The sequence below is a fragment of the Streptomyces sp. NPDC058985 genome (genome assembly GCF_042740985.1).
Classification (GTDB): Bacteria; Actinomycetota; Actinomycetes; order Streptomycetales; family Streptomycetaceae; genus Streptomyces.
In genome coordinates, this window is record NZ_JBHYJX010000010.1 from 25,414 (window position 1) to 44,965 (window position 19,552).

Sequence of the window (19,552 nt, forward strand, 5' to 3'; positions counted from 1 at the left end):
GCGGGCGCACAAACTGCAGGTGTGCGATCGGGGGGTTGCATGCAATTCGATCAGGTCACGGCTCTTACCAGCCACCCGGCATGGGTACTGCTGCGCGCGGACAACGCCGCCTTGGTGCTGTCCTTCTGCGGCACGGTGTTCGTCGAGGAGAACGCGCGGGGCGTGCCCGAGAGCGTGCTGGAGTCCCGGCTGGACGACCAGCTCTACCTCCTCAACGAGCTCGACTCCGGCTCCTTTCCGCGGACCGCGGCCGCCTACCTGGCGGAGTGGACGAAGAACGGCTGGCTGCGCAAGTACTACCCGCCCGGTGAGGACGAGGCGCATTTCGATGCGACCACCGCCTTGGAGAAGGCCACGGCGTGGGTGCGGGACCTGCCGGCACGCTCGTTCATCGGGACAGAGTCCCGCCTGAATACCGTCGTCACGCTCCTGCGTCAGATGGCCTTCGGCACGCAGACCGACCCGCAGGCGCGGATCGACGAGCTGCGCCGGGAACGTGACGCGCTCGACGCGCAGATCGCCCGGTTGCTGACCGGAGAGGTGGAACTCCTCTCCCCGCTCGCGCTGCTGGACCGCTACCAGCAGGTGGAGAGCACCGCAGTCGAGCTCCTGCGGGACTTCCGCGAGGTGGAGGCGAACCTGCGGGAACTGGACCGGCGGCTGCGCCGGCAAGTGGCCACCGCGGAAGGCGGGAAGGGCGAGCAGCTGGCCGCCTTTCTGCTGGAGCGCGACGAGATAGCCCAGTCCGACCAGGGGCAGAGCTTCCAGGCGTTCTTCGACTACCTCCTCTCCCCTCGCCGCCAGCAGGAGCTGCGGGAACTGCTGCAGCAGGTCACCCAGCTGCCACAGCTGGAAGGCAGAACCGACCGGAGACTGCTGAAGATCCCGTTCGCCTGGCTGGAGGCGGCCGAGAACACTCAGGACACGGTCCGGCAACTGACCGAACAACTGCGCCGGTTCCTCGCCGACCGGAGCCGGGCGGAGGACCAGCGCGTGCTGACGCTGGTGCGTTCCCTCCAGCGCCATGTGACCGCCCTGGGCGACACGGCGGACCTGCCCGGCATGGAGCTGGAGATACCCCGGGCGGGCATCGCACTGCCGATGGAGCGCCGACTGTATATGCCGGTCGAACGCGTCGAACTGGACACCACCGCGCAGGAACCGTCTGACGACACCACGGCGGACCTCACGGAACTGTTCACCGGCATCCACGTCGACACCGAGGTGCTGACCGGCCACGTCCTGGACGCAGTAGCCGCGAGTCCGAACGGCCAGGCGGCCCTGGCCGCCGTCGTCGACGACCACCCGCTGACCCTGGGACTGGCCGAACTGCTCGGCTACTTCCGCATCCAGCACCACAGCCTGGACATGAGTGTGGACCCCGAGCGCACCGACGTCCTGGTCTACCCGCGTGTGGCGACACCGGGCCGCGCCCGGGCCGAAGTGCCGCACGTGACATTCGTACGCAACGAGGGCGGCACGGCCGCCGGGAAGGCCGAACCATGATGAGCGATGCCCTCACCACCCCCGTGGTCCACCTGCTGAAGGCGGGCGTGCTCTACCAGGGCGACACCCCGCTGATTTGGGAACAGATCCTCGCCCAGCAGGCGGCGATCGGAGACTACCTCGGCGTCATAGGCCTCGACGTCGTCGTCGACCGTGCCGAGGGCTACGCCTACGTACGGCAGCAGGACACCGAGGACCGGGACGACGGGACCGCCGTGCCGAGACTGGTCACCCGCCACCGGCTCTCCTTCCCCGTCAGCCTGATGCTCGTCCTGCTGCGCGGGCGGCTGGCCGACAGCGACGCCGGCTCCGGGGATCCGCGCCAGGTGCTGACCCGCGAGGACCTGGTCGAGATGGTCCGCGGCTTCCTGCCCCCACGCGGCAACGAAGCACAGCTCATCGACCAGATCGACGCCCACATCAAGAAGCTCGTCGACCTCAAGGTGCTACGCCCGACGAAGCAGACCACGGCAGCCTACGAGGTGCGGCGGCACCTCAAGGCCCTGGTCGACGCCCAAGTCCTGAACGACTTCAACGACCTCCTCGCCACCTATCGAAGCGCCGCCTCCCCCGCGGCCAAGGACGACGTATGACTCTCACCACCGGCCCGGCGGCGCTCCTCCCCCGCCAAGCCCCTCCCGGCCCCACACCCACCGTCAGCGCCGGCCCCGGATTCCGGCTCGCCCGGCTTGAGGTACTGAACTGGGGCACCTTTCACCGCACCACCCGCACGTTCACGGTCGACGGACACAGTGCGCTGCTCACCGGCGGCGTGGGCTCGGGCAAGTCCACCCTGGTGGACGCGATCACGACACTGCTCCTGCCCGCCCACAAGATCGACTACAACAAGGCGGCGGGCGCCGACGCCAAGGAACGCGACCTGCGCTCCTACGTCCTGGGCCACTACAGGAACGAACGGGTCGAAGCAACGGGCAGCACCCGCCCCGTGGGGTTGCGCGACCACACCTCCTACAGCGTGATCCTGGGCGTTTTCACCAACCACGTCCTGGGTGTCCACCTCACGCTCGCGCAGGTCTTCTACTGGACCTCCCCGACCAGCACGGGACAGCCGGAGCGTTTCTACCTCACTGCCGATACCCCGCTGTCCATCGACACCGACTTCACGGGCTTCGGCACCGACATCACCGACCTGCGCCGACAGCTCAAACAGCGGGGCGCCACCCTCCACGGCAGCACCTACACCCAGTACGGCAAAGCACTGCGCCGCGGTCTGGGCATCCCCGGCCAGCAGGCCTTGGACCTGTTCCACCAGACGGTGTCGATGAAGGCCGTGGGCAGCCTGGACGAGTTCGTCCGCGAGCGGATGCTGGAGCCATTCGACGCACAGACGGCCGTCGACAAGATCGTCGCCCACTTCGATGCGCTCACCGCCAGCCACAACGAAGTGGTCCGGGCCCGCCAGATGATCGAGGGCCTGACACCGATCGTGGAGGCGTGCGCGCGGTACGACACCGTCCAGGAGGACCTCACCGTCCTGGAAGAACGCCACAACGCCGTCGCTGCATTCTTCGCCCGGCACCGCCACCAGCTTCTGACCGCACGCCACGCCGACCTGCGTACACGCACGACCGAACTGGAAGAGCAGCAGTCCGCCCGCGCGCGACGACTGGAACAGCTGCGTGGCGCGGCCGACGGCCTGCAGCGCCGCATCGACGGCATCGGCGGCGAGCAGCTCGTCGCGCTGAGCGGACGCATCGACGAACTGGGCCGTGAACGCCAGCGGCGCCGCACCCGCGCCACCGAGTACAACGGCTGGCTCGCGCAAGCGGGCATGGACCCGGTCACCGACTCCGTCTCCTTCCGCGAACGCACGGAGCAGATCAACGCCGCCCGCGCCCTGGCAGGAGAACAGGAACAGCAGGACCGTGAGGAACTCGACGGTCTCGCCGTCGCACGCCGTGACAACACCGCCGCGACCGAGGCGATGCGGCGCGAGATCACCAGTCTGCAGCAACAACGCTCCAGCATCCCCGCCAAGCTGCTGGCCCTGCGCCGCGAACTCGCCGCAGCCGCAGGCGTCAGTGACGATGTACTGCCGTTCGCCGGCGAACTGATCCAGGTCCGCGACGACGAGGTCGGCTGGGCCGGTGCCGCCGAACGCGTCCTGCGCGGGCTCGCCCTGTCCCTTCTGGTCCCGCACACCTACTACGACGCGGTCTCGTCCTGGGTCAACGGCCGTCACCTGGGCCTCAGGCTCGTCTATTTCCAGGTTCCCGCCCACACACCACCCGCCGCCCTGCCCGACGACCCCACCCTGCTGGCCGGCAAACTCGACCTCAAAACCGACAGCTGGGCCCATGACTGGCTCGCCACACGACTGCGTTCGCACGCCGACTACCTGTGCGCCGAAGACCTGGACGCCTTCACTCGCGCCACCCGGCCCGCCGTCACCCGGCAGGGCCTGGTCAAGGCCGGTGGAGGCCGCCACGAGAAGAACGACACCCACCGCATCGACGACCGGCGCAACTGGGTGCTGGGCTGGAGCAATCAGGCCAAGCTCGACGCCCTCCTCGCCGACGCCGACCGCCTCACCCGCGAGAGCGCCGCCCTCACTGCCGCCGCCCGCGCGCTCGAAGAACGGCGAAGGACACGCGTCGGCATGAACGGCGCCCTCACCCTTCTGGCCAGCGTCACCACCTACACGGAGCTCGACTGGCCGGCCACCGTCGCGGACATCGAACAGCTCGAGCAGCAAAAGCGCGCCCTTGAGGCCGCAGCAGGCCTGGACACGCTCACCGAGCAGCTCCAGCAGGCCAGGAACGACATCAAGCAGAGCGAAGAGGCCTTCGGCCAGGGGCAGGAAGACCTGGGAGCCTTGCGCCGAGACACCGAGGGCACCACCACACTGCTGGAGAAGACCACGAGTCTGCTGGAAGAGTGCGACCTCGACGCCCTGGCGGACCACGAGACGGCCCTGAGCAAATTCCTGCCTGCGATCACCAGAGACGACAGACGCCTGGAAGAACTGGAGACTGCCGAGCGCGAAGCCGAAGCACAGCTGCGGCGCACGATCGGCCGGCGCAACGACACCCTGCGCCAGGCAAGCAACCAGGCAACCGAACTGATGACCGCCTTCCGCGGCAGGTACCCGGCCCACACCACCGACCTGGACAACTCCATCGAGTCCGCCGCCGGCTACAGGTCGCTGCACGGCCACCTCATTGACGAGGACCTGCCGCGTTTCGAGGAGCAGTTCCTCCTCTACCTGCGGACCAATGTCATCCGCGACATTGCCTCCTTCCAGGGCCGGCTCACCGCGCAGGAGCATCAGATCCGCGAACGCATCGACGTGATCAACGACTCGCTGGCCAGCATCGACTACAACCCGGGCCGCTACATCCGGCTGAACGCCGCCCCCACGCTGAGCAGGGAAATCCGCGAGTTCCAGCACGACCTGCGGGCCTGCAGCAGCGAAGCGCTCTCCCACGACACCGGCGACGCCTACACCGAGGAGAAGTTCCTCGAGGTGAAAGCGCTCCTCGACCGGTTCAAGGGACGCGCCGACCACACCCGCGCCGACGCCGGGTGGACCGCCCGGGTCACCGATGTGCGCCGCTGGTTCGCCTTCTCCGCCAGCGAACTCGACCGCGACACCGGAACCGAGCACGAGGTCCACCCCGACTCCGGCGGCAAGTCAGGTGGCCAGAAGGAGAAGCTCGCCTACACCGTCCTCGCGGCCTCCCTCGCCTACCAGTTCCGCATCGACCCAACTGCCGCCAAGGCCAAGACCTTCCACTTCGTCACCATCGACGAGGCCTTCGGACGCGGAGACGACTCCTCGGCCCACTTCGCCCTCGACCTGTTCCAACGGCTGGGCCTGCAACTCCTCGTGATCACCCCACTCCAGAAGCTGCACGTCATCGAGCCCCATGTCACCCGCGTCGGTTACGTCGACAAACCCGACGGGAACCGCTCCCGCCTGGTCAACCTCACCATCGAGGAGTTCCGCGCCCACAAGCAGACGGCCCGGAAGGCCCACCAGCGGCCGGCGGAGCAGTCATGACACCGGACGCATGGAGCCGCCCTGAGGATGTCGTCGAGACCCTGCGCCGCAAGTGGGCTGGCGGCCGCTACCTCACCGACGCCGCCCACGGCTACCCCTTCGAACCCATCGCGGTGTCGCTCAAGGGCCCGACCGCATCCGATGCCCTGCACCACTACGAGCAGGCACTCGCCTGGTCGCAGTCCTGGGCACCCAGTCTTCACCCTCAGCTGCGCCTGCAGACCAAGAGCATCGGCGGCCGCAACGGCCTTCCCTCCCACACCGTGCCGGCTCGAGCCTGGGTCGAGACCCGCCCCGCCCTGTGGGCGCTGCTGGGCGTCACCGCCCAGGTCGACCACTTCCACAGTCTGTGTGAACGCACCGCACTCCACGGCTCCGGACTTGTCGACTGGATGGCCGACCACCCCATGAAGGTCCTCCCCCACGCTGAGCTCTGGCATCAGCTGGTGCGTACGGTCTGCTGGATACGCGACCACACAACCAAGCAGGTCTACCTGCGCGAGATCGACGTCCCCGGCGTGGACACCAAGTTCATCGAGAGCCACAAGGCGATCCTCGCCGAGCTCCTCGACCACACTCTTCCCAAGGACCGTATTGACACGGACGCCCCGAAAAGCGATCTCGCCACCCGCTACGGCTTCCGCACCAAGCCCATCTACATCCGCCTGCGCTACCTTGGTGCCTCTCCTCTGCCCTTCAGCGAACTCACCGTCCGAGCCGATGAACTGGCGCGCTGGTCCCCTGCAGTGCGCACCGTCTTCGTCCTTGAGAACGAGATCACCTACCTCTCACTGCCACCAGTTGCCGACGCCATCGCCATCCTCGGCTCCGGATACGCCGCGGCCCTGCTGCGTCACCTCCCCTGGCTGGACAACGTCGCCCTCTACTACTGGGGCGACATCGACACCCACGGCTTCGCCATCCTCGACCAGGTCCGGGGACGCTTCCCGCATACCACGTCAATCCTCATGGACCGCACCACCCTCCTCGCCCACGAGGCCCACTGGAGCCAGGAGAAGACACAGGCGCACGGCAACCTGACACGCCTCACCCCCGAGGAAGCACACCTCGACCAGGACCTGCGGAACGCCACCTACGGGCCACACCTGCGCCTGGAGCAGGAACGCATCGCTTTCGCCACCGTGCGAGAAACTCTGATGCGGCAGCAGGGGTGACAGTGCAGGCTCTGGACACTGGTCAGCCACCGGAGGCCGCACCCCGGGCCATTGCCGGAATACGACGGTAGCTCCGGCGCCGGCACCTGGACGGCGAGCGAACGCCAAAAGCCTCGACAGCATCGGGGCGCCCATCGCGGTCACCGACAGAGTCGGAACCGTCGAAAGTCGACGTCGATCACGAGCAGCGCGGGCGAACGCGTGAGCGTCGTTGATCTCGTCCATAGCCGTCACAACACACCCCGCTTGCGGCAGCTCTCTGGAAGGACTGGATTCACTCACGCGAGGGCGGGATATGCAAATTTGCGCGAATGTATCGGTAAGAGCAGGGCGCATCATGTCCGCAAACGTTGTGGCGGCGGAGTGCGCCCCGGCGTACGCCAGGGAGGCAAGACGGTCCACCCGTCTGGGTCAGTCGCATTTATGCAGCACAGCGAGGGATTGTCATTCGCGGTCGAGACCGATCAAGGATGGGCTGAAGGCGACGATGTTCGACGCCTTCGCAGGCCACAGACTGCAATTGCTCACCGCAAGGAGATTCGAACTTTGCGCGATGAACGGTTTATATGGCGCCGCTTGTGACGGAGGGACTACCGTCCGTTGACGCGAGGGAACCCCGGGCAGGCTCGCTACCGACTCCGGGGCCCCTCCTCAACGAGACCAAGGAAGGCAGGTAACCACCTATGCTTGTCCCGTACTTCGCCGCTGCCGCAACCAGAGCGGCAACTCGCGACGACGCTAGCATTCCGCGTCGCTCCCAGCCTGAAACCCGTGGCATGAGTGCCTGGACTGTCACGGTGCAGGCGAGCGCGTTCCTGGCAGTGGCCGTGCTCCCCGTGCTCCTGATCCGAGACCAGTGGACGGGACCTGCCACCACAGCGCTGGTGGCCGGCCTCTCGGTGATGATGCGCCAGTCGCAACTCCGCTACCAGCGAATTCGACTGATCTGAGCCGTGCTCGATCGTGGTGGCGCGCTGCACAGCGCGCCACCCGCGGTCCCGGCGGTTGCCGCCGGGACGGACACGGGAAGAGTCCATTCCTCTTCAGCTTGCGCAGAACTCCGCGCGCACGGGAGAGAAACGGTCACAGCACGTGGGAGGAAAGGATGGCGGGTTCAAGCCCCCGCTATGGCATCTGCCGCTACTGCCAGGAGCGATTCGCTCAGACGATCGGTCCGGGCCGCAAGCGGGAGTACTGCAGCGTCGGCTGCCGCAGCAAGGCACAGCGCGACCGGTCCGGCAAGACAGGCCAGCACAAGGCGCCCACGGCGCTCCCCTTGGGCCGACGCATCGCAGAGGACCTGCAGGCGTTGTCGGCCGCGCTCCTCGAGGCCGAGTACGACGGGCGGCCTCTTCAGGAGCTCCTGCGTTGCGCCAGCAGCGTGGCCCGGGAAGTGGACTACTACACGGCGGCCGCCGTTCAGGACGCGCGGTCCCAGGGCTCGAGTTGGGAGCAGGTGGCCGAGGCGGCGCAGCTGAGTGTGACCACGGCCCGTACTCGGTGGCCGGAGAACCGGGTGCGGGAACGCCTGAGAAGGCGGGCTGCCGAGCGTGCCGAGGTGCAGGAGCCTCTTGCCCCGATGATGGAGGGACCGAACGCCGCGGCAGACGGCCAGCTGTCCAAGGTGGCCGAGCGGGCGTCGGCGAAGCTGGCCTCGGCGCTGTCGCATCTCCACCGATCCAGTGGTTTGACGATCAGGGACGTGGGCGAGCGGACGTCCTTGTCTCCCTCGTATGTCTCGCGCATCCTTTCCGGAGAGCGAACCCCGGCCTGGGCCGTGGTGGGTGCGCTGACCGAGTTGTTCGGAGGCGACCCGGCCGAGCTGAGCGTGCTGTTCGAAAGCGCACACGGGAAGGTGCCGCCAGCGCAGTACGCGATCACTGATGCGGTGGACCGGCTGCACGCCGCACTGCGCGGTCTGCACCTGGCGGCAGGACGTCCCAGTGTCGGCGTGGTCCGCAGCGCTTCACACGGCGCACTGAGTGTCCAGGAGATCGACGACATCCTCGAGGGCGTCTTGGTTCCAGGCTGGGAGCAGACGTCGGCGCTGGTGACCGCGCTGGGCGGCTGGCCGGCCGACGTGCGGCCGCTGTGGCAGGCGGTCCACTACACCTTCCTGCTCTGCATGGATCCGCCCAAGGATCCGCAGTCGCAGTCTGCTGACCCGTCCGAATCCGCCTGATGCCCTGTGTGCTGCAGGAAGTGGGATGCCATGTTCATGCGTTTGCGTCGGACGGACCGGCTGGTGCAGGCAGACGGCGCGGTGGAGACCACTGCGCCGTCTATCGAGCTGGTTCTGCCGCTGGAGTACACCGCCTTCTGCCTCCTGCATCAGGAGCGGTACCTGCACTACACGCGGGAGCGGGTACGGGACCCGTTGATGAGCCAGCAGGTGGTCAGGGCGCTCCTGGGCAACCTTGCCACGATCTGGCCGACGGTCATCAGCAGTCCGCGGCCTGCTGCGGTGGCGTGGCGGCTGCTGGACGCCCTGATCTCCTCCGTGCTGCGCAACGGTGATGCAGGTGTCACGGGGCCGGATCCGGTGCACCAGGTGCTGCCGCCCGCGCAGGCAGACGCGGTCGTCCTGCGATGCCGGATGCATTTGAGTGAGGCTCAGGCGGCGGAACTGATGGGGGTCGAGCCGCCGGTGGTCGCTACCCGGTTACGGATGGCTCAGCGGGCCTTGCCCGGGAAGCTGACGGCCTCCGCCGCGGCCGCGCATCCGCCGGCCGGTCGCGTGCGCCGGTGAGAGGGTTCCGGAAGGGGTTCTGCAGCGCGCTTCGACCCGCGCGTGCTGATTCAGCGAAGAACTACCCGCGGTGAAAGCGGCCTCCCTACCATGGGTACCCGCAGCACGCAGCGTGCTGCGGGTACCAACACGGGGCGGGGTGCCACCTTGGAGCGCGGGCAGACGCCGCGGCTGGATGTAATCGACTCCAAATCACCGAACCTTGCCCGGATGACCAACTACCTGTTGGGCGGCAAGGACCACTACGGCGCCGACCGTGAGGCGTGCGAGCGGCTGACGCAGATCGTTCCCGAAGCACCTCGGGTGGCTCAGGCTGCACATCGGTTCCTCTTGAGGGCAACCAGCCATCTGGCCCGTGATCACCAGGTGCGCCAATACGTGGTTTTCGGCGCCGGACTGCCGACCTCTGTCGGAGTACACCACGTTGCGCGGCGTATCCAGGCGGGTGCGCGCACCGTTTATGCCGATCACGATCCGCTGGCTCTGGTTCATGGCCGCGCTTTGTGGGAGGACCGGTACACGCTGGTCATGCGGGCTGCTCCGGCTGAATCACTGGCTCTGCTGAAAAGTGCAGCGGTGCGCCAGATGATCGACTTTTCGTCGCCGGTGGCCGTGCTTCTTGTCTCAGGACTGCACAGCGTTCCCGAAGAGGCTGGTCCTTCGACCGTGCTGCAGCAGGCAGCGAGAATACTGGCATCGGGAAGTTTCATCGCAGCAAGCCATCTCGTGAGTGAGGATGCCGAGGTGCGCCGGAAGGCTGGTGCATTGCTGCGGGAAGCCGCTGCGGGCCGGTGGGGACGCGTGCGCCCGCGCGCGGACGTCGACGCATTCTTCGGCGGCTTGCAGCAGTTGACTCCAGGGCTGGTGGACGTGCACCAGTGGCGGCCGGGCGGTGACCGTGCTGCGGGTGGCGGCAGTCTGAGGTGGGCCGAGCGCGGAGCGGTGGCCGTGGTGCACTGAGGTGCGGACTGGCCGGGTTCAGCTGATCATGCTGTCCAGGAGCTCCACACTCTCCTGCGGGGACAGAGCAGCCTGGGCCAAGCCGTCCAGGACGCTTCGGTAATGCTGAGTCTCGTCTGGCTTGTCCAAATACTCCGCGTCCTGCAGTTGCTCCAGGTAGACGACGTCGGGCAAGGCCGGAAGGTCGAAGCGCAGGTGGGTAATCGGGAAGCCTCCGGCGATGCACCCCGGCCGGTTGAAGGGCGCGATCTGTATCGTCACGTGGCTGAGGCGAGACATGCTGATCAGATAGCGCAGTTGCTCTCGCATGACCAGATCGCCACCCATGGGCCGGCGCAGCACGGCTTCGTCGAGGACGGCCCAAAGGCGGGGCGGGTCCTGGCGGATCAGGACGTTCTGGCGCAGGGCCCTGAGTTCCAGCCGGTCTTTGACCTCTTCCGCAGGAGCGGCGGGGTAGGCCTGGTGTACCAGGGCTTCTGTGTAGGCGGGTGTCTGCAGCAGTCCCGGAACAAGCTGCACTTCGTAGGTGCGGATGACAGATGCTGCCTCCTGCAGTCCGATCAGCTTGCCGCACCAGTCCGGCAGGACTCCGTCGAATCGGTGCCACCAGCCGGGCTGGCGGGAGATGCGTACGATCTCGGCGAAGCAGGCGCGGACGCGCTGGTCATCGACACCGTAGAGGGTGAGCAGCTCCATTACGTCGTCGTGCTTGCAGGTGACCTGGGCTCGTTCCATCCGGGAGATCTTGGCTTCCGAGCTTCTGATGGACTTGCCCGCCGGCTCCACGTCGATGTGTGCCGCCTTGCGCAGGTGACGCAGGTAGTACCCGAGGACCAGCCGCAGCGCGATGGGGCTGCGCGCGGAGGCGTCGAGGTAGTACTCCAGGGTCGGTGCATCGACCGGAGGGGCGGGCACGGGCATGATGTCTCCTGTAGTGGCCGGACGACGAGCGTCAGTCTTCCAGGAGACGGGGCGGCGGGCGCGTCAATTGGACTGTCTCAGGCTGGCGTTAACTGGCGATCGGGTCGAACTCGCCGTCCTTCACCCCCGCGATGAAGGCCGCGATCTCTACCCTCGTGTAGACCAGCGCCGGTCCGTCAGGGTGCCGGGAGTTGCGCAGTGCCACCTCACCTCCTATGAGTAGCGCCACTTCGACGCAGTTGCCGTCTGCTGTGCTGTGACGGCTCTTGACCCATGTCACTCCTGGAAGAGAGTCCGCCGGGACACCGTTGAAGGCACGGGTCATGTCCGACCTCTTTCGATCGTTTCCGACTTCTTTCATTTTTGGGTGACGCTGCTCTGGTTGCTGGGGACATGCTTTCCCTCTCCTCCTCATTTGGATGCAAGTCACGGATGCAATTGCATCCGGAGTGGGGCGACGCGGATACTTAGCAGTCAGGGCAGAGGACCGCGGCCCATACAACTGGACGTCTTCCGGGGGGATGAACAGTGACAGCTCACGCGGCGACGGCGCCGAGCCAAGGGCCGAATGCGGAGGCGCTCTTGCCACTTCGGAGCGTGAGCTGCCCCTCCCGTTCACCGCTGACGCCGCCCACGGCACCGGACTGGGGACTTGCCCTGGGCATCAGCACCTCCGACTTTGCCGCTCGGGCATTCACGCGGGACCCGAGTAGTCTGAAAAGCATCCGCTGCTTCGTCCGCGACACCGCCGTGGCGTGGGGCATCGGCGCTGTGGCCGAAGACCTGACTCTCGTGGTCAACGAGCTGACCACCAACGCGGTTCGGCATGCGCTGCGGTCGAGCGCTCCGCGGGAAGCCAAGGCATGGCTGGGTATCGCCCGGACTGCGGGCACGGTGCTGTGCGCTGTCTCCGACCCCAGTCCGGCTCCCCCACTGCCCCACTCGCCTCGGGGTATGGCCGTCGCAGGCCGGGGCCTGCTCGTCGTGGACGCCCTGACCAGCCAATGGGGTTACGCCGAGGCAGCACCCGGAAAGACCGTCTGGGCACGGCTGAACGCGCACACGCACTGACTTGGCGATGACGGTCGCCCCGTCCGCACCCTCACACGTACGCGGGCATTCATGACGCGTCCTGCGCCGCAGCACCGTCGGGGTGGTCACGGACCCATGACAGTCCGCCGAGGTCGAGACACTGGCGTGCCCGTGTGACGGCCACGTACGCCAGACGAGCTTCTGCCTCGTCGATCGGTTCAGGAGGCGTCGGAGCTCCGTCATCGCTGTCGGCTGGGCCGTTGTCCTCTGGGGTAAAGTCGTCGGCAATGAGTACGCGGGACCACTCCCGTCCCTTTGCTTTGTGTGCGGTGGAGACAGTCGCCTGCGCCTGTGGCTCGGAGACGAGCCGAGCTACGGCGTCGAGAATGGCATCTGTGCCGTGGCTGTCGACGAGGTTGACCAGCGGCTGCAGATCACGTCCCGCCGGGTCATAGGCTGCGTAGTCCTGGAGTTCGCCCCAGTGAGTGAAGAGGGTCAGCTCCGGGTGGTGGGTACGCCGACCTTCCTTGAGGTCCCGGGCTGCCAGGGCAAGGGTCTGCAGGCTCTCTCCTCCGCCGGCCAGAGCTACTCGGCTGCCGGCGGCCATGAGTGCCATCACCTGCGCCATGGCACCGACGTTGGTGCGGCACAAAACGGCATCTGGCTGGGTGACGGTCCCGAGTTCTGTGGGGATGTCGGGGGTGCCGGTGAGGCGGAGCGGAGCGTCGGCGAGGTGGAGCCAGCGGTTGGCCTCTGCGGCAAGGGCGGGGCCGAAACGGAAGGACTGCGACAAGGCCAGGCGGGTTCCGTCGAAGCCGGCCATGATGTCCTTGGCTCCGCGCCAGTGGTAGATGGCCTGTGCAGAGTCACCGACCATGACGAGCTGGGCGTGGTCGCGCTGGGCGAGGAAGACGTCTTCGACGACCGGATTGGTGTCCTGCGCTTCGTCCAGCAGGAGGAAATCGGTGTCGAGCCGAGGGCGGGTGAGTGCCCAGATTTTCAGGTAGTGGTCGTGGTCGAAGCGGACGGCGCCGTCGTCGGGGTGTTGCAGGTCGGCCCATGCTTTGCGGGCGAAAGGCACGATGTGGTGGGCGAGTTCGGTGTGATGGTCGGGGTCTTCCAGGCCGCGCAGGTGCGGTACGTGGTGGCTGGTGATGGTCTCGTCGGCGGTGTGGCAGAAGCGGGTGACGGTGCGGAGCGCGGCGTTGGAGAGGGTTCTTTGGGTGAGTTCGCGGTCTGCGATGTGAAGGGCTTTGGTGATGCCGAGGGCTTGGCCGGTCTGCCAGGCGGGGCGGCGGGGTGCGTTCAGGCGGCGGGAGTAGCGATGGCCGAGGGCGGCGTAGGCCAGGGCGTGGGCGGTCTTGCAACGGACGTGTGCGGGGAAGCGGGCGGCAGCGTCCTGGGCGATGGCGCGGTTGTAGGCGAGGTAGCGGCCGCGGCGGCTGGTGGTGCGGGCGAGAAGGTTCAGGGTGCTGGTCTTGCCGGTTCCTGCGCCAGCTTGCAGAGACAGGTGGTCGCCGTTGCGGAAGGCGTCGGCTGCGGCAGTCTGTTCGTGGGTGGCGTACACCATGGTGCTGCTCCGGGAGTGCGGGCCAGGACTTGTCCGAAGGCTGCCAGAAGACGGGCGGGTGTCGTTCCGCAGATGGTGGGACAGCGTTCGGCTGAGACGGTCGGTTTCGATTCGGTCGTGCTGGGCCAGCGCTCGGTGCGGTGCTTGTTCCACCACCTGTTGGGGAGTGTGGCCGGTCAGGCGCCGCGAGAGGGCTGGGCGGCGCAGCAGAAGTCTCCTGCCGAGGCGCTGGCCGAGTGGTGGTTCATCAGGGTGCGGACGACCAGGTGGACAGAGTCGGACGGGCTGTGCTGAGCGAGGTCTGAGGGCGAACAGGCTGATGTCGATCAGGTGATGGGTTTGCGGTGTGTGCCCGAGGCGCAGGGAGTCCAGACGGGGCTCGTCCTGTGGGGCGGCTGCTCGGTGGGGGGAAATTGGCTGGCGGGGCGGTGTTGTGACAGCACCAGGCACTGCCATGCCGTCACCGTGAGGGTGGGCGACGCCTCTGGAGTGCCAGCGGCAGTCTTCAGGGAATGTGTCTGCGGCTGGTTCTGCGGGGTACAGAACGACGAGCTGGCGGTCGGCGGGCGGGTGGTGCTCGATTCGGTTGCCGCAGGCGTTGCAGCGTCGGGTCTGTCTGGCCCCTTGGGGCTGGCGTGGGCTGGCGGCGAATACCCACAGGGGTGGCCGCGTGTACGGGAGACGAGCGCTGCCGTCCCCGTGATGGCGGGGGCAGATGGGTTGGGAACGCATGCGCGGACCGTGCCAGACGGCGCGCCTCAGTCCACGCAGTGGCTGCCGGGTATCCCGCGAACGGCCCAACATGTGCGAACGAAGACACGAGAGATCGCACATAGATGCGCCATCGTCTCGTCCTTTCGGGTGGTTCGCCGCGGCGCGGGGTGCAGGATACGGCCGGCCTGTCAGGTGCCCTTGTCGCCCGGTGGTGTGTGGTTGGTGCAGAGGACCGCGAGCAGGTGCTCGATGGGCACGTCGAAGGTGTGGGCGAGGACGTGCCAGGTGGTGAGGTTGCCCGGAGTGCGGCCGTGCTCGAGGTCGATGAGGGTGCGGCGAGCCAGGCCACTGCGGCTGGCGAGTTCGTCGAAGGTCCAGCCGCGTTCGCCCCGCAGGCGTGCGAATTCCTCGCGCAGTGCGCTGAAGTCGGGGTCGGGCGGCAAGATCGTCACTCCACCATCCGACGGTGCAGAACACTGCCCTGTCAGTGCGGGTTTCTGCACTATCTGAGCTCATGCGGGTGACACTCGCGGTGCGGGAATCTGCACTATCGTGCGGGCGTTCTGGCACCTGTTGCCAAGACACCTGCGCCATCAGTTGTGTTAACGGGAGGACGACGAGCCGATGAGGCTGGCCGGTGCACAAACCGCGGTGCGGCGCGTCTGGACAGTCGAGCTGCGCCCGCAGGCGGGAGGACCGAGGCTGTTCTGCCTCCAGTGCCAAGCCCACACACACCCGGTGGATGCATCCTCAGCCCGGTCCACGGCGCTGACACATCTGGCCAGCCACGCCCTCGCCGACGCGCTGCCCGGACACCTGCGCACGTGCCAGTGCCGGGCTCTGGGCTGCTCCTGGCACCCCCGCAGCCGTGGCTGCAGCGGTCCGGTACTCCTGGCACTCACCCGTCGCGCCGGCGGGCGCTCCTGGCGACTGGCCGACACCTGCGCCGCCTGCGCGGCAGCGACCAGCGGTACCGCCCTCGTGCCGGACACCTTGCTCGGATCACCCCGGCGCCGTTCTATCGGCCACGCCGTACGGCCTGCCCGGCACGGTGTCACACCGGGGCCCGACGAACGGACGCGGGTACGGGAGATGCTCACTTATCTGTCCGTCGCACTCCCCCAGTTCACCTCGCCCGCAGCTCGCATGCTCGCTCTGCAGTGCGCCCTGCGCTCGAACAGCCGGGGGCATGTCACCTTGCCAGACGGGCTGCTGCGCAGCATGCGTCTGCAACGACGCTGGGAGCTGTGGCTGGAGCTGACCCAGGCCGGATGGTTGCAAGCGTCCGGCATGCAGTCGGGGACCATGAGCGCACGCCTGCTGGATACCACCGTGCTGGACCAGGTACCCGGCCGCTGCGCGAGACGCCGTGCCGCACATTGGGCGCTGCACCCGGCACCGCTGGTCCTGCCGGCATCTGCGCCCGCGGCACTGCAGCTGACCGCGCTCGTCCTCGCCTCGCAGTCCGCCAGCTCTCTCGACGGCACGGAAGACCTGGCCAACGTCTCCCGTCTATGCGGACACTACCCACAGCAGACCAAGGAGTTACTCGACCGGCTGGTGGCCGTCCACACACTGGTGTCCTGGCAGTACCACCGGGACACCGATCAAGTGCTGTGGCGATTCCCGCGGCGACGACCAGCGTCCTCGCCAGGCCAGGGCAGGGCACCATGCAACTCACCGCCTTCGGACAGGCAGTGAGCCAGAGCAGGACAGGAGACAAGACCTATCCTCATCTCCCGGCCCGTATTATCTCTAGACCGGGGTAACGCACGACGGCTGCTGTCTTCGTCTCAGGCACAGCCCGGCATCCGCTGTCCCGCAGCCGCCGCCTCCCAACGCACGCCTCGCCTAGCCAAGGAGAACCAGCGCCATGTCTGAGACCCCGACCACCACCGAAGTGGCCTCGCAGTACGCCGCCCAGGTGACCGCCGATCTCGAGCGCAATGCCAAGGAACAGGAACGTGTCGGGACGGAAATTGCCGCACTGCAGGAACAGCTCACCGTCCTGCAGCACGACCACAACGTACTGATGAACATCCAGCAGGCGCTGGCCGGAGCCATGCCCGCGCCACCTGCCCAGAGCAACATCGTGCCTACGCCTCGCAAGAAGGCGGCCGCTGAGCCGGCCGAGGGCAAACGCACGCGGGCCAAGAATGGCGCTACGGGCCCCCGGAGCCGCAAGGCGGCCAAGAAGACACCTGCCGCCAACGCTGCGCCCAGGACCACAGCCGTGAAGAGCTCCGCTCCCACCCTCGTCGAACTCGTCCGGCGCCACCTCACCGCGCAGAACGAGCCGCGGTCCGCCGCACAGATCTCTGCCGCGCTGAACCAGGCCTACCCCGAACGCGCCGCCCAGACCACCGTGGTACGCAACACACTCGAAGGCCTCGTGGCCAAGCAGCAGGCACAACGCACCAAGCAGGGCTCCTCTGTCTACTACACCACGATTAGCGCGTCCGAGCCGTCGGTGGCGCCGGAGTCCAGCACTGAGGCCAAGTAGAGTTTGAAGCACGTAGTCCGCCCGCAACCCGGCACGCCCCCGGGCCCGGCTGCGGTCATCTCGTCCCGAGAGTGGACAGCTGATGCGCCAGGTGCGTTCCGTCCGCGGGCTGCGGGACGCGCATACTGACCACTGTGGCCGATCCTTCCGGACTGCTGGTGCACGCCGCCGTGACGTCAACCGTCACACGCCGGGCGATGCCACAGCGGGTCCGACAGAGCGCGCAAGGCTGCTTCAGCGATGAGGACGCACACAGACAAGCCGGATGCAGAGTGGCCCAGGAGCCGGATTATCCCGTGATGGGCCGGTTGTAGCGATCAAGTTCTGAGATGGGGCGGCCGACGAGGGGCTCCGTTATCGGTTCGAACGCCTTGCCGCGGCTAGACAGGCGCTCAGGTGTGATGTGCTCAGGTGTCCACCGAGCCGACAAAGCGTGTTGTCTGCGAACGACCGGAGCGCCGCGACTTCGACTGAGCGTTCATCCAGCAGCCCACATCCCCGTGCATTGCCTGACCACTTCCTGGGCAATACCAGGCGGACGCGACCATGTCGGGCCCGGGTCTGGGCAAACCCTACCGTCCTATCCCGGACGGACTCCTTGCCCTGAGTGAGCTGGACCGGAGTCGTGCGCGTCGGCTCAATCAGCACCGCCGACTGAAGTAGGTAGTTGTCGAAGCCAATCCAACCGGCCGTGACAAACACAACAGTGTCTACCGCTCTCGATCGAGATCTCCACCACCAATGCCCACAGCCGTCAGGCACTCGAACCCCGCCGCATCGGCGTCCGCGGAGTGGCAACGAACGTATTGGACGCGTACTCGGCAGGAGCGGCAGCACACGGCCTCAACACGCCATGCCCGACTGCGGTCAACCGCCGCCACCACAGCCCCGTAGTGGCACCCGGTCCGCCGCTCCACTGTCGGAACCGGGCTCGGTTCGCCCACACACCTGATCTGCGGCGGAAGAGAGACAACCGAGTCCCAGCCAGCAGCGCGTCCGGGCGAAGAACTGCGCCGCCAGAGCAGGCGGTACGGCCACATCCCTGTATGCGGACCTCGTAGAGGTGTCCCTGTCACATCGAAAGTCCCTACCCGGTCAAAAGGTTGACGACCCGTCGTCAGACGAGGGCCCGGGCCCTCTAGGGCACCTCGGCATAGGCACACAAACAGACGCTCGACAAACGGCTACACACGGTTGAACTCAGCACAGAGGAGCCCCTTATGAGTGTACGCAAGACAAGACTTGCCAGCGCCACCGCAAGTCTCGTGCTGACGATTGGCACGATGAGCGCTCTTGCCGGTACTGCATCTGCCTCCACCGCGGGAGCAGCGGCCACCGGTATCACCGTCTGCAAAGACGCCTACGGGAGGAACTGCACAACAAACGTTCCCGGCTACGTGGGCGACGTTCTGAAACAGGTCAGCCCCGGCCTGCAGGACAGCATCTCTTCCATCCGCAACAACGGTGCTGCGACGATCTGCTTCTACGAGCACAACAACTACACGGGCCGCGGTGTTGCAGTGCCACCCGGCGGTAGCCTTGCCAACCTCGCCAGCACTTATGTGGGTGCCTCCAGCATGAACGACGTAATCTCTTCCTGGGCGCCTCTTGGTGGCGGCGGCCCCCAGCCTCCTCCGGGCTCCGCCTGCTGAAAGGGATGGCAGTACTCCTCCCGAGGGCCTTCTCAGGAGGAGTACTGCGCCCGTTGCGCTAACCTCCGCTTTCACCTTCGGAAGCGTCGGTTCTTGAGTGGGAACGCGGAAGCTCCTTTCGAGCTGGAATGATGAGGCTTGTCTGGGATCCTGTCACCCCAGCAGCAAAGCACTCTCTGCGTGAACACTAACGGGTCGCTTCCCAGGCTCGCCGTATCAGCTGCCGGTTGTGGGCTGTCAGTCATGCCGGGCCCGTCTGCTGTCTGATATCGCCGATACCACTGACCTGACCACGCCTTCAGAAACGTGCCGCACCACAGACGGCTGCGCGGCACGAGTTACGTCGCCGGCGGGATCCCAGCGAATTGGCAGTGATGCTCGCCGACGGTGGGGAGGCGATCGCTGACCTGGCTCTGCTGTGGGACCAGACCAAAATGTTGCCCGGGGTCGCGTCCTCTCCCACCACATGGCGATTGCTGGCGGGTATCGGTCCAGCAGCATTCGGCGCTCACCGGACCCGTTCCGCCGCCCAAGAGGTCACCGTACTGCAGACGTTCCTTTCGTGGACCGGGATGAGGGTGCCGTCCGCGGTCCACACTCAGTCGGCCGCATCGCCTGGTCGGGCGACCGTCCAGCGCGAGCAGCAGATCGAGCCGCTGGATTGCCCGGCACACCGCGTCGGGGACGAGAGCCCCAACAGCGGCCCGAGCTGCCGCGTAGTCAGGTCCGTGCGGTGGTACACGGCC

16 protein-coding genes and 1 pseudogene are annotated in these 19,552 nt (G+C 67.1%); 12 read left to right on the forward strand and 5 right to left on the reverse strand.

Annotated elements, in window-relative coordinates:
* Nucleotides 1-39 precede the first annotated feature (39 nt).
* The 8 genes from ACFW01_RS11855 to ACFW01_RS11890 all read left to right on the forward strand — a co-directional run bounded on the left by ACFW01_RS11855 (nucleotide 40) and on the right by ACFW01_RS11890 (nucleotide 10,414).
* The gene (locus ACFW01_RS11855; protein ID WP_384503212.1) at nucleotides 40-1,506 is read left to right on the forward strand and encodes a DUF3375 domain-containing protein; all 1,467 of its coding nucleotides are present in this window, start codon (nucleotides 40-42) and stop codon (nucleotides 1,504-1,506) included.
* Complete coding sequence (locus ACFW01_RS11860; RefSeq protein WP_384503214.1) at nucleotides 1,503-2,099, forward strand: DUF4194 domain-containing protein; 597 nt, start codon at nucleotides 1,503-1,505, stop codon at nucleotides 2,097-2,099. Before ACFW01_RS11855 ends, ACFW01_RS11860 begins: the two co-directional genes overlap by 4 nt.
* Nucleotides 2,096-5,530 (forward strand): ATP-binding protein, encoded by a 3,435-nt coding sequence (locus ACFW01_RS11865; RefSeq protein WP_384503216.1) that lies wholly within the window; start codon nucleotides 2,096-2,098, stop codon nucleotides 5,528-5,530. Before ACFW01_RS11860 ends, ACFW01_RS11865 begins: the two co-directional genes overlap by 4 nt.
* Complete coding sequence (locus ACFW01_RS11870) at nucleotides 5,527-6,705, forward strand: Wadjet anti-phage system protein JetD domain-containing protein (RefSeq protein WP_384503218.1); 1,179 nt, start codon at nucleotides 5,527-5,529, stop codon at nucleotides 6,703-6,705. The genes ACFW01_RS11865 and ACFW01_RS11870 overlap by 4 nt, the downstream gene beginning before the upstream one ends.
* 776 nt (nucleotides 6,706-7,481) lie before the next feature.
* A complete protein-coding gene (locus tag ACFW01_RS11875) occupies nucleotides 7,482-7,655 on the forward strand; it encodes a hypothetical protein (protein WP_384503220.1) in 174 nt (57 codons plus the stop codon).
* Nucleotides 7,656-7,810: 155 nt separating this feature from the next.
* Nucleotides 7,811-8,887 carry a helix-turn-helix domain-containing protein gene (locus ACFW01_RS11880; protein ID WP_384503222.1) on the forward strand — a complete coding sequence of 359 codons (1,077 nt, stop codon included), beginning with the start codon at nucleotides 7,811-7,813 and terminating at the stop codon, nucleotides 8,885-8,887.
* A 30-nt stretch (nucleotides 8,888-8,917) separates the two neighbouring features.
* Nucleotides 8,918-9,454 (forward strand): hypothetical protein, encoded by a 537-nt coding sequence (locus ACFW01_RS11885; RefSeq protein ID WP_384503224.1) that lies wholly within the window; start codon nucleotides 8,918-8,920, stop codon nucleotides 9,452-9,454.
* 90 nt (nucleotides 9,455-9,544) lie between these two features.
* Entirely contained in the window at nucleotides 9,545-10,414 is an 870-nt protein-coding gene (locus tag ACFW01_RS11890) for an SAM-dependent methyltransferase (protein ID WP_384503226.1), read from the forward strand.
* Between the two features lie 18 nt (nucleotides 10,415-10,432).
* On the opposite strand, the gene ACFW01_RS11895 is transcribed toward ACFW01_RS11890, so the two are convergent.
* Nucleotides 10,433-11,335 carry a helix-turn-helix domain-containing protein gene (locus ACFW01_RS11895; RefSeq protein WP_384503228.1) on the reverse strand — a complete coding sequence of 301 codons (903 nt, stop codon included), beginning with the start codon at nucleotides 11,333-11,335 and terminating at the stop codon, nucleotides 10,433-10,435.
* Nucleotides 11,336-11,423: 88 nt separating this feature from the next.
* Entirely contained in the window at nucleotides 11,424-11,660 is a 237-nt protein-coding gene (locus tag ACFW01_RS11900; protein WP_384503230.1) for a DUF397 domain-containing protein, read from the reverse strand.
* Nucleotides 11,661-11,932: 272 nt separating this feature from the next.
* On the opposite strand from ACFW01_RS11900, the gene ACFW01_RS11905 reads away from it, so the two are divergent.
* Nucleotides 11,933-12,406 carry an ATP-binding protein gene (locus ACFW01_RS11905; protein ID WP_384503232.1) on the forward strand — a complete coding sequence of 158 codons (474 nt, stop codon included), beginning with the start codon at nucleotides 11,933-11,935 and terminating at the stop codon, nucleotides 12,404-12,406.
* Nucleotides 12,407-12,455: 49 nt separating this feature from the next.
* Here the strand turns inward: ACFW01_RS11905 and ACFW01_RS11910 are convergent, their stop codons facing one another.
* From ACFW01_RS11910 to ACFW01_RS11920, 3 genes and pseudogenes are all read right to left on the reverse strand, one after another.
* Nucleotides 12,456-13,934, reverse strand: coding sequence for a UvrD-helicase domain-containing protein (locus ACFW01_RS11910; RefSeq protein ID WP_384503387.1), 1,479 nt, complete (start codon nucleotides 13,932-13,934; stop codon nucleotides 12,456-12,458).
* A 339-nt stretch (nucleotides 13,935-14,273) separates the two neighbouring features.
* A pseudogene (locus tag ACFW01_RS11915) lies at nucleotides 14,274-14,771 on the reverse strand (DUF6083 domain-containing protein); the annotation flags it as partial.
* Nucleotides 14,772-14,839: 68 nt separating this feature from the next.
* Nucleotides 14,840-15,103, reverse strand: a complete 264-nt coding sequence (locus ACFW01_RS11920; protein ID WP_186780227.1) for a helix-turn-helix transcriptional regulator — start codon at nucleotides 15,101-15,103, stop codon at nucleotides 14,840-14,842.
* 640 nt (nucleotides 15,104-15,743) lie between these two features.
* On the opposite strand from ACFW01_RS11920, the gene ACFW01_RS11925 reads away from it, so the two are divergent.
* The 3 genes from ACFW01_RS11925 to ACFW01_RS11935 all read left to right on the forward strand — a co-directional run bounded on the left by ACFW01_RS11925 (nucleotide 15,744) and on the right by ACFW01_RS11935 (nucleotide 18,806).
* Complete coding sequence (locus tag ACFW01_RS11925; RefSeq protein WP_384503234.1) at nucleotides 15,744-16,352, forward strand: hypothetical protein; 609 nt, start codon at nucleotides 15,744-15,746, stop codon at nucleotides 16,350-16,352.
* A 172-nt stretch (nucleotides 16,353-16,524) separates the two neighbouring features.
* Nucleotides 16,525-17,154 carry a hypothetical protein gene (locus tag ACFW01_RS11930; RefSeq protein ID WP_384503236.1) on the forward strand — a complete coding sequence of 210 codons (630 nt, stop codon included), beginning with the start codon at nucleotides 16,525-16,527 and terminating at the stop codon, nucleotides 17,152-17,154.
* A 1,220-nt stretch (nucleotides 17,155-18,374) separates the two neighbouring features.
* Entirely contained in the window at nucleotides 18,375-18,806 is a 432-nt protein-coding gene (locus ACFW01_RS11935; RefSeq protein ID WP_384503238.1) for a peptidase inhibitor family I36 protein, read from the forward strand.
* Nucleotides 18,807-19,552 lie beyond the last annotated feature (746 nt).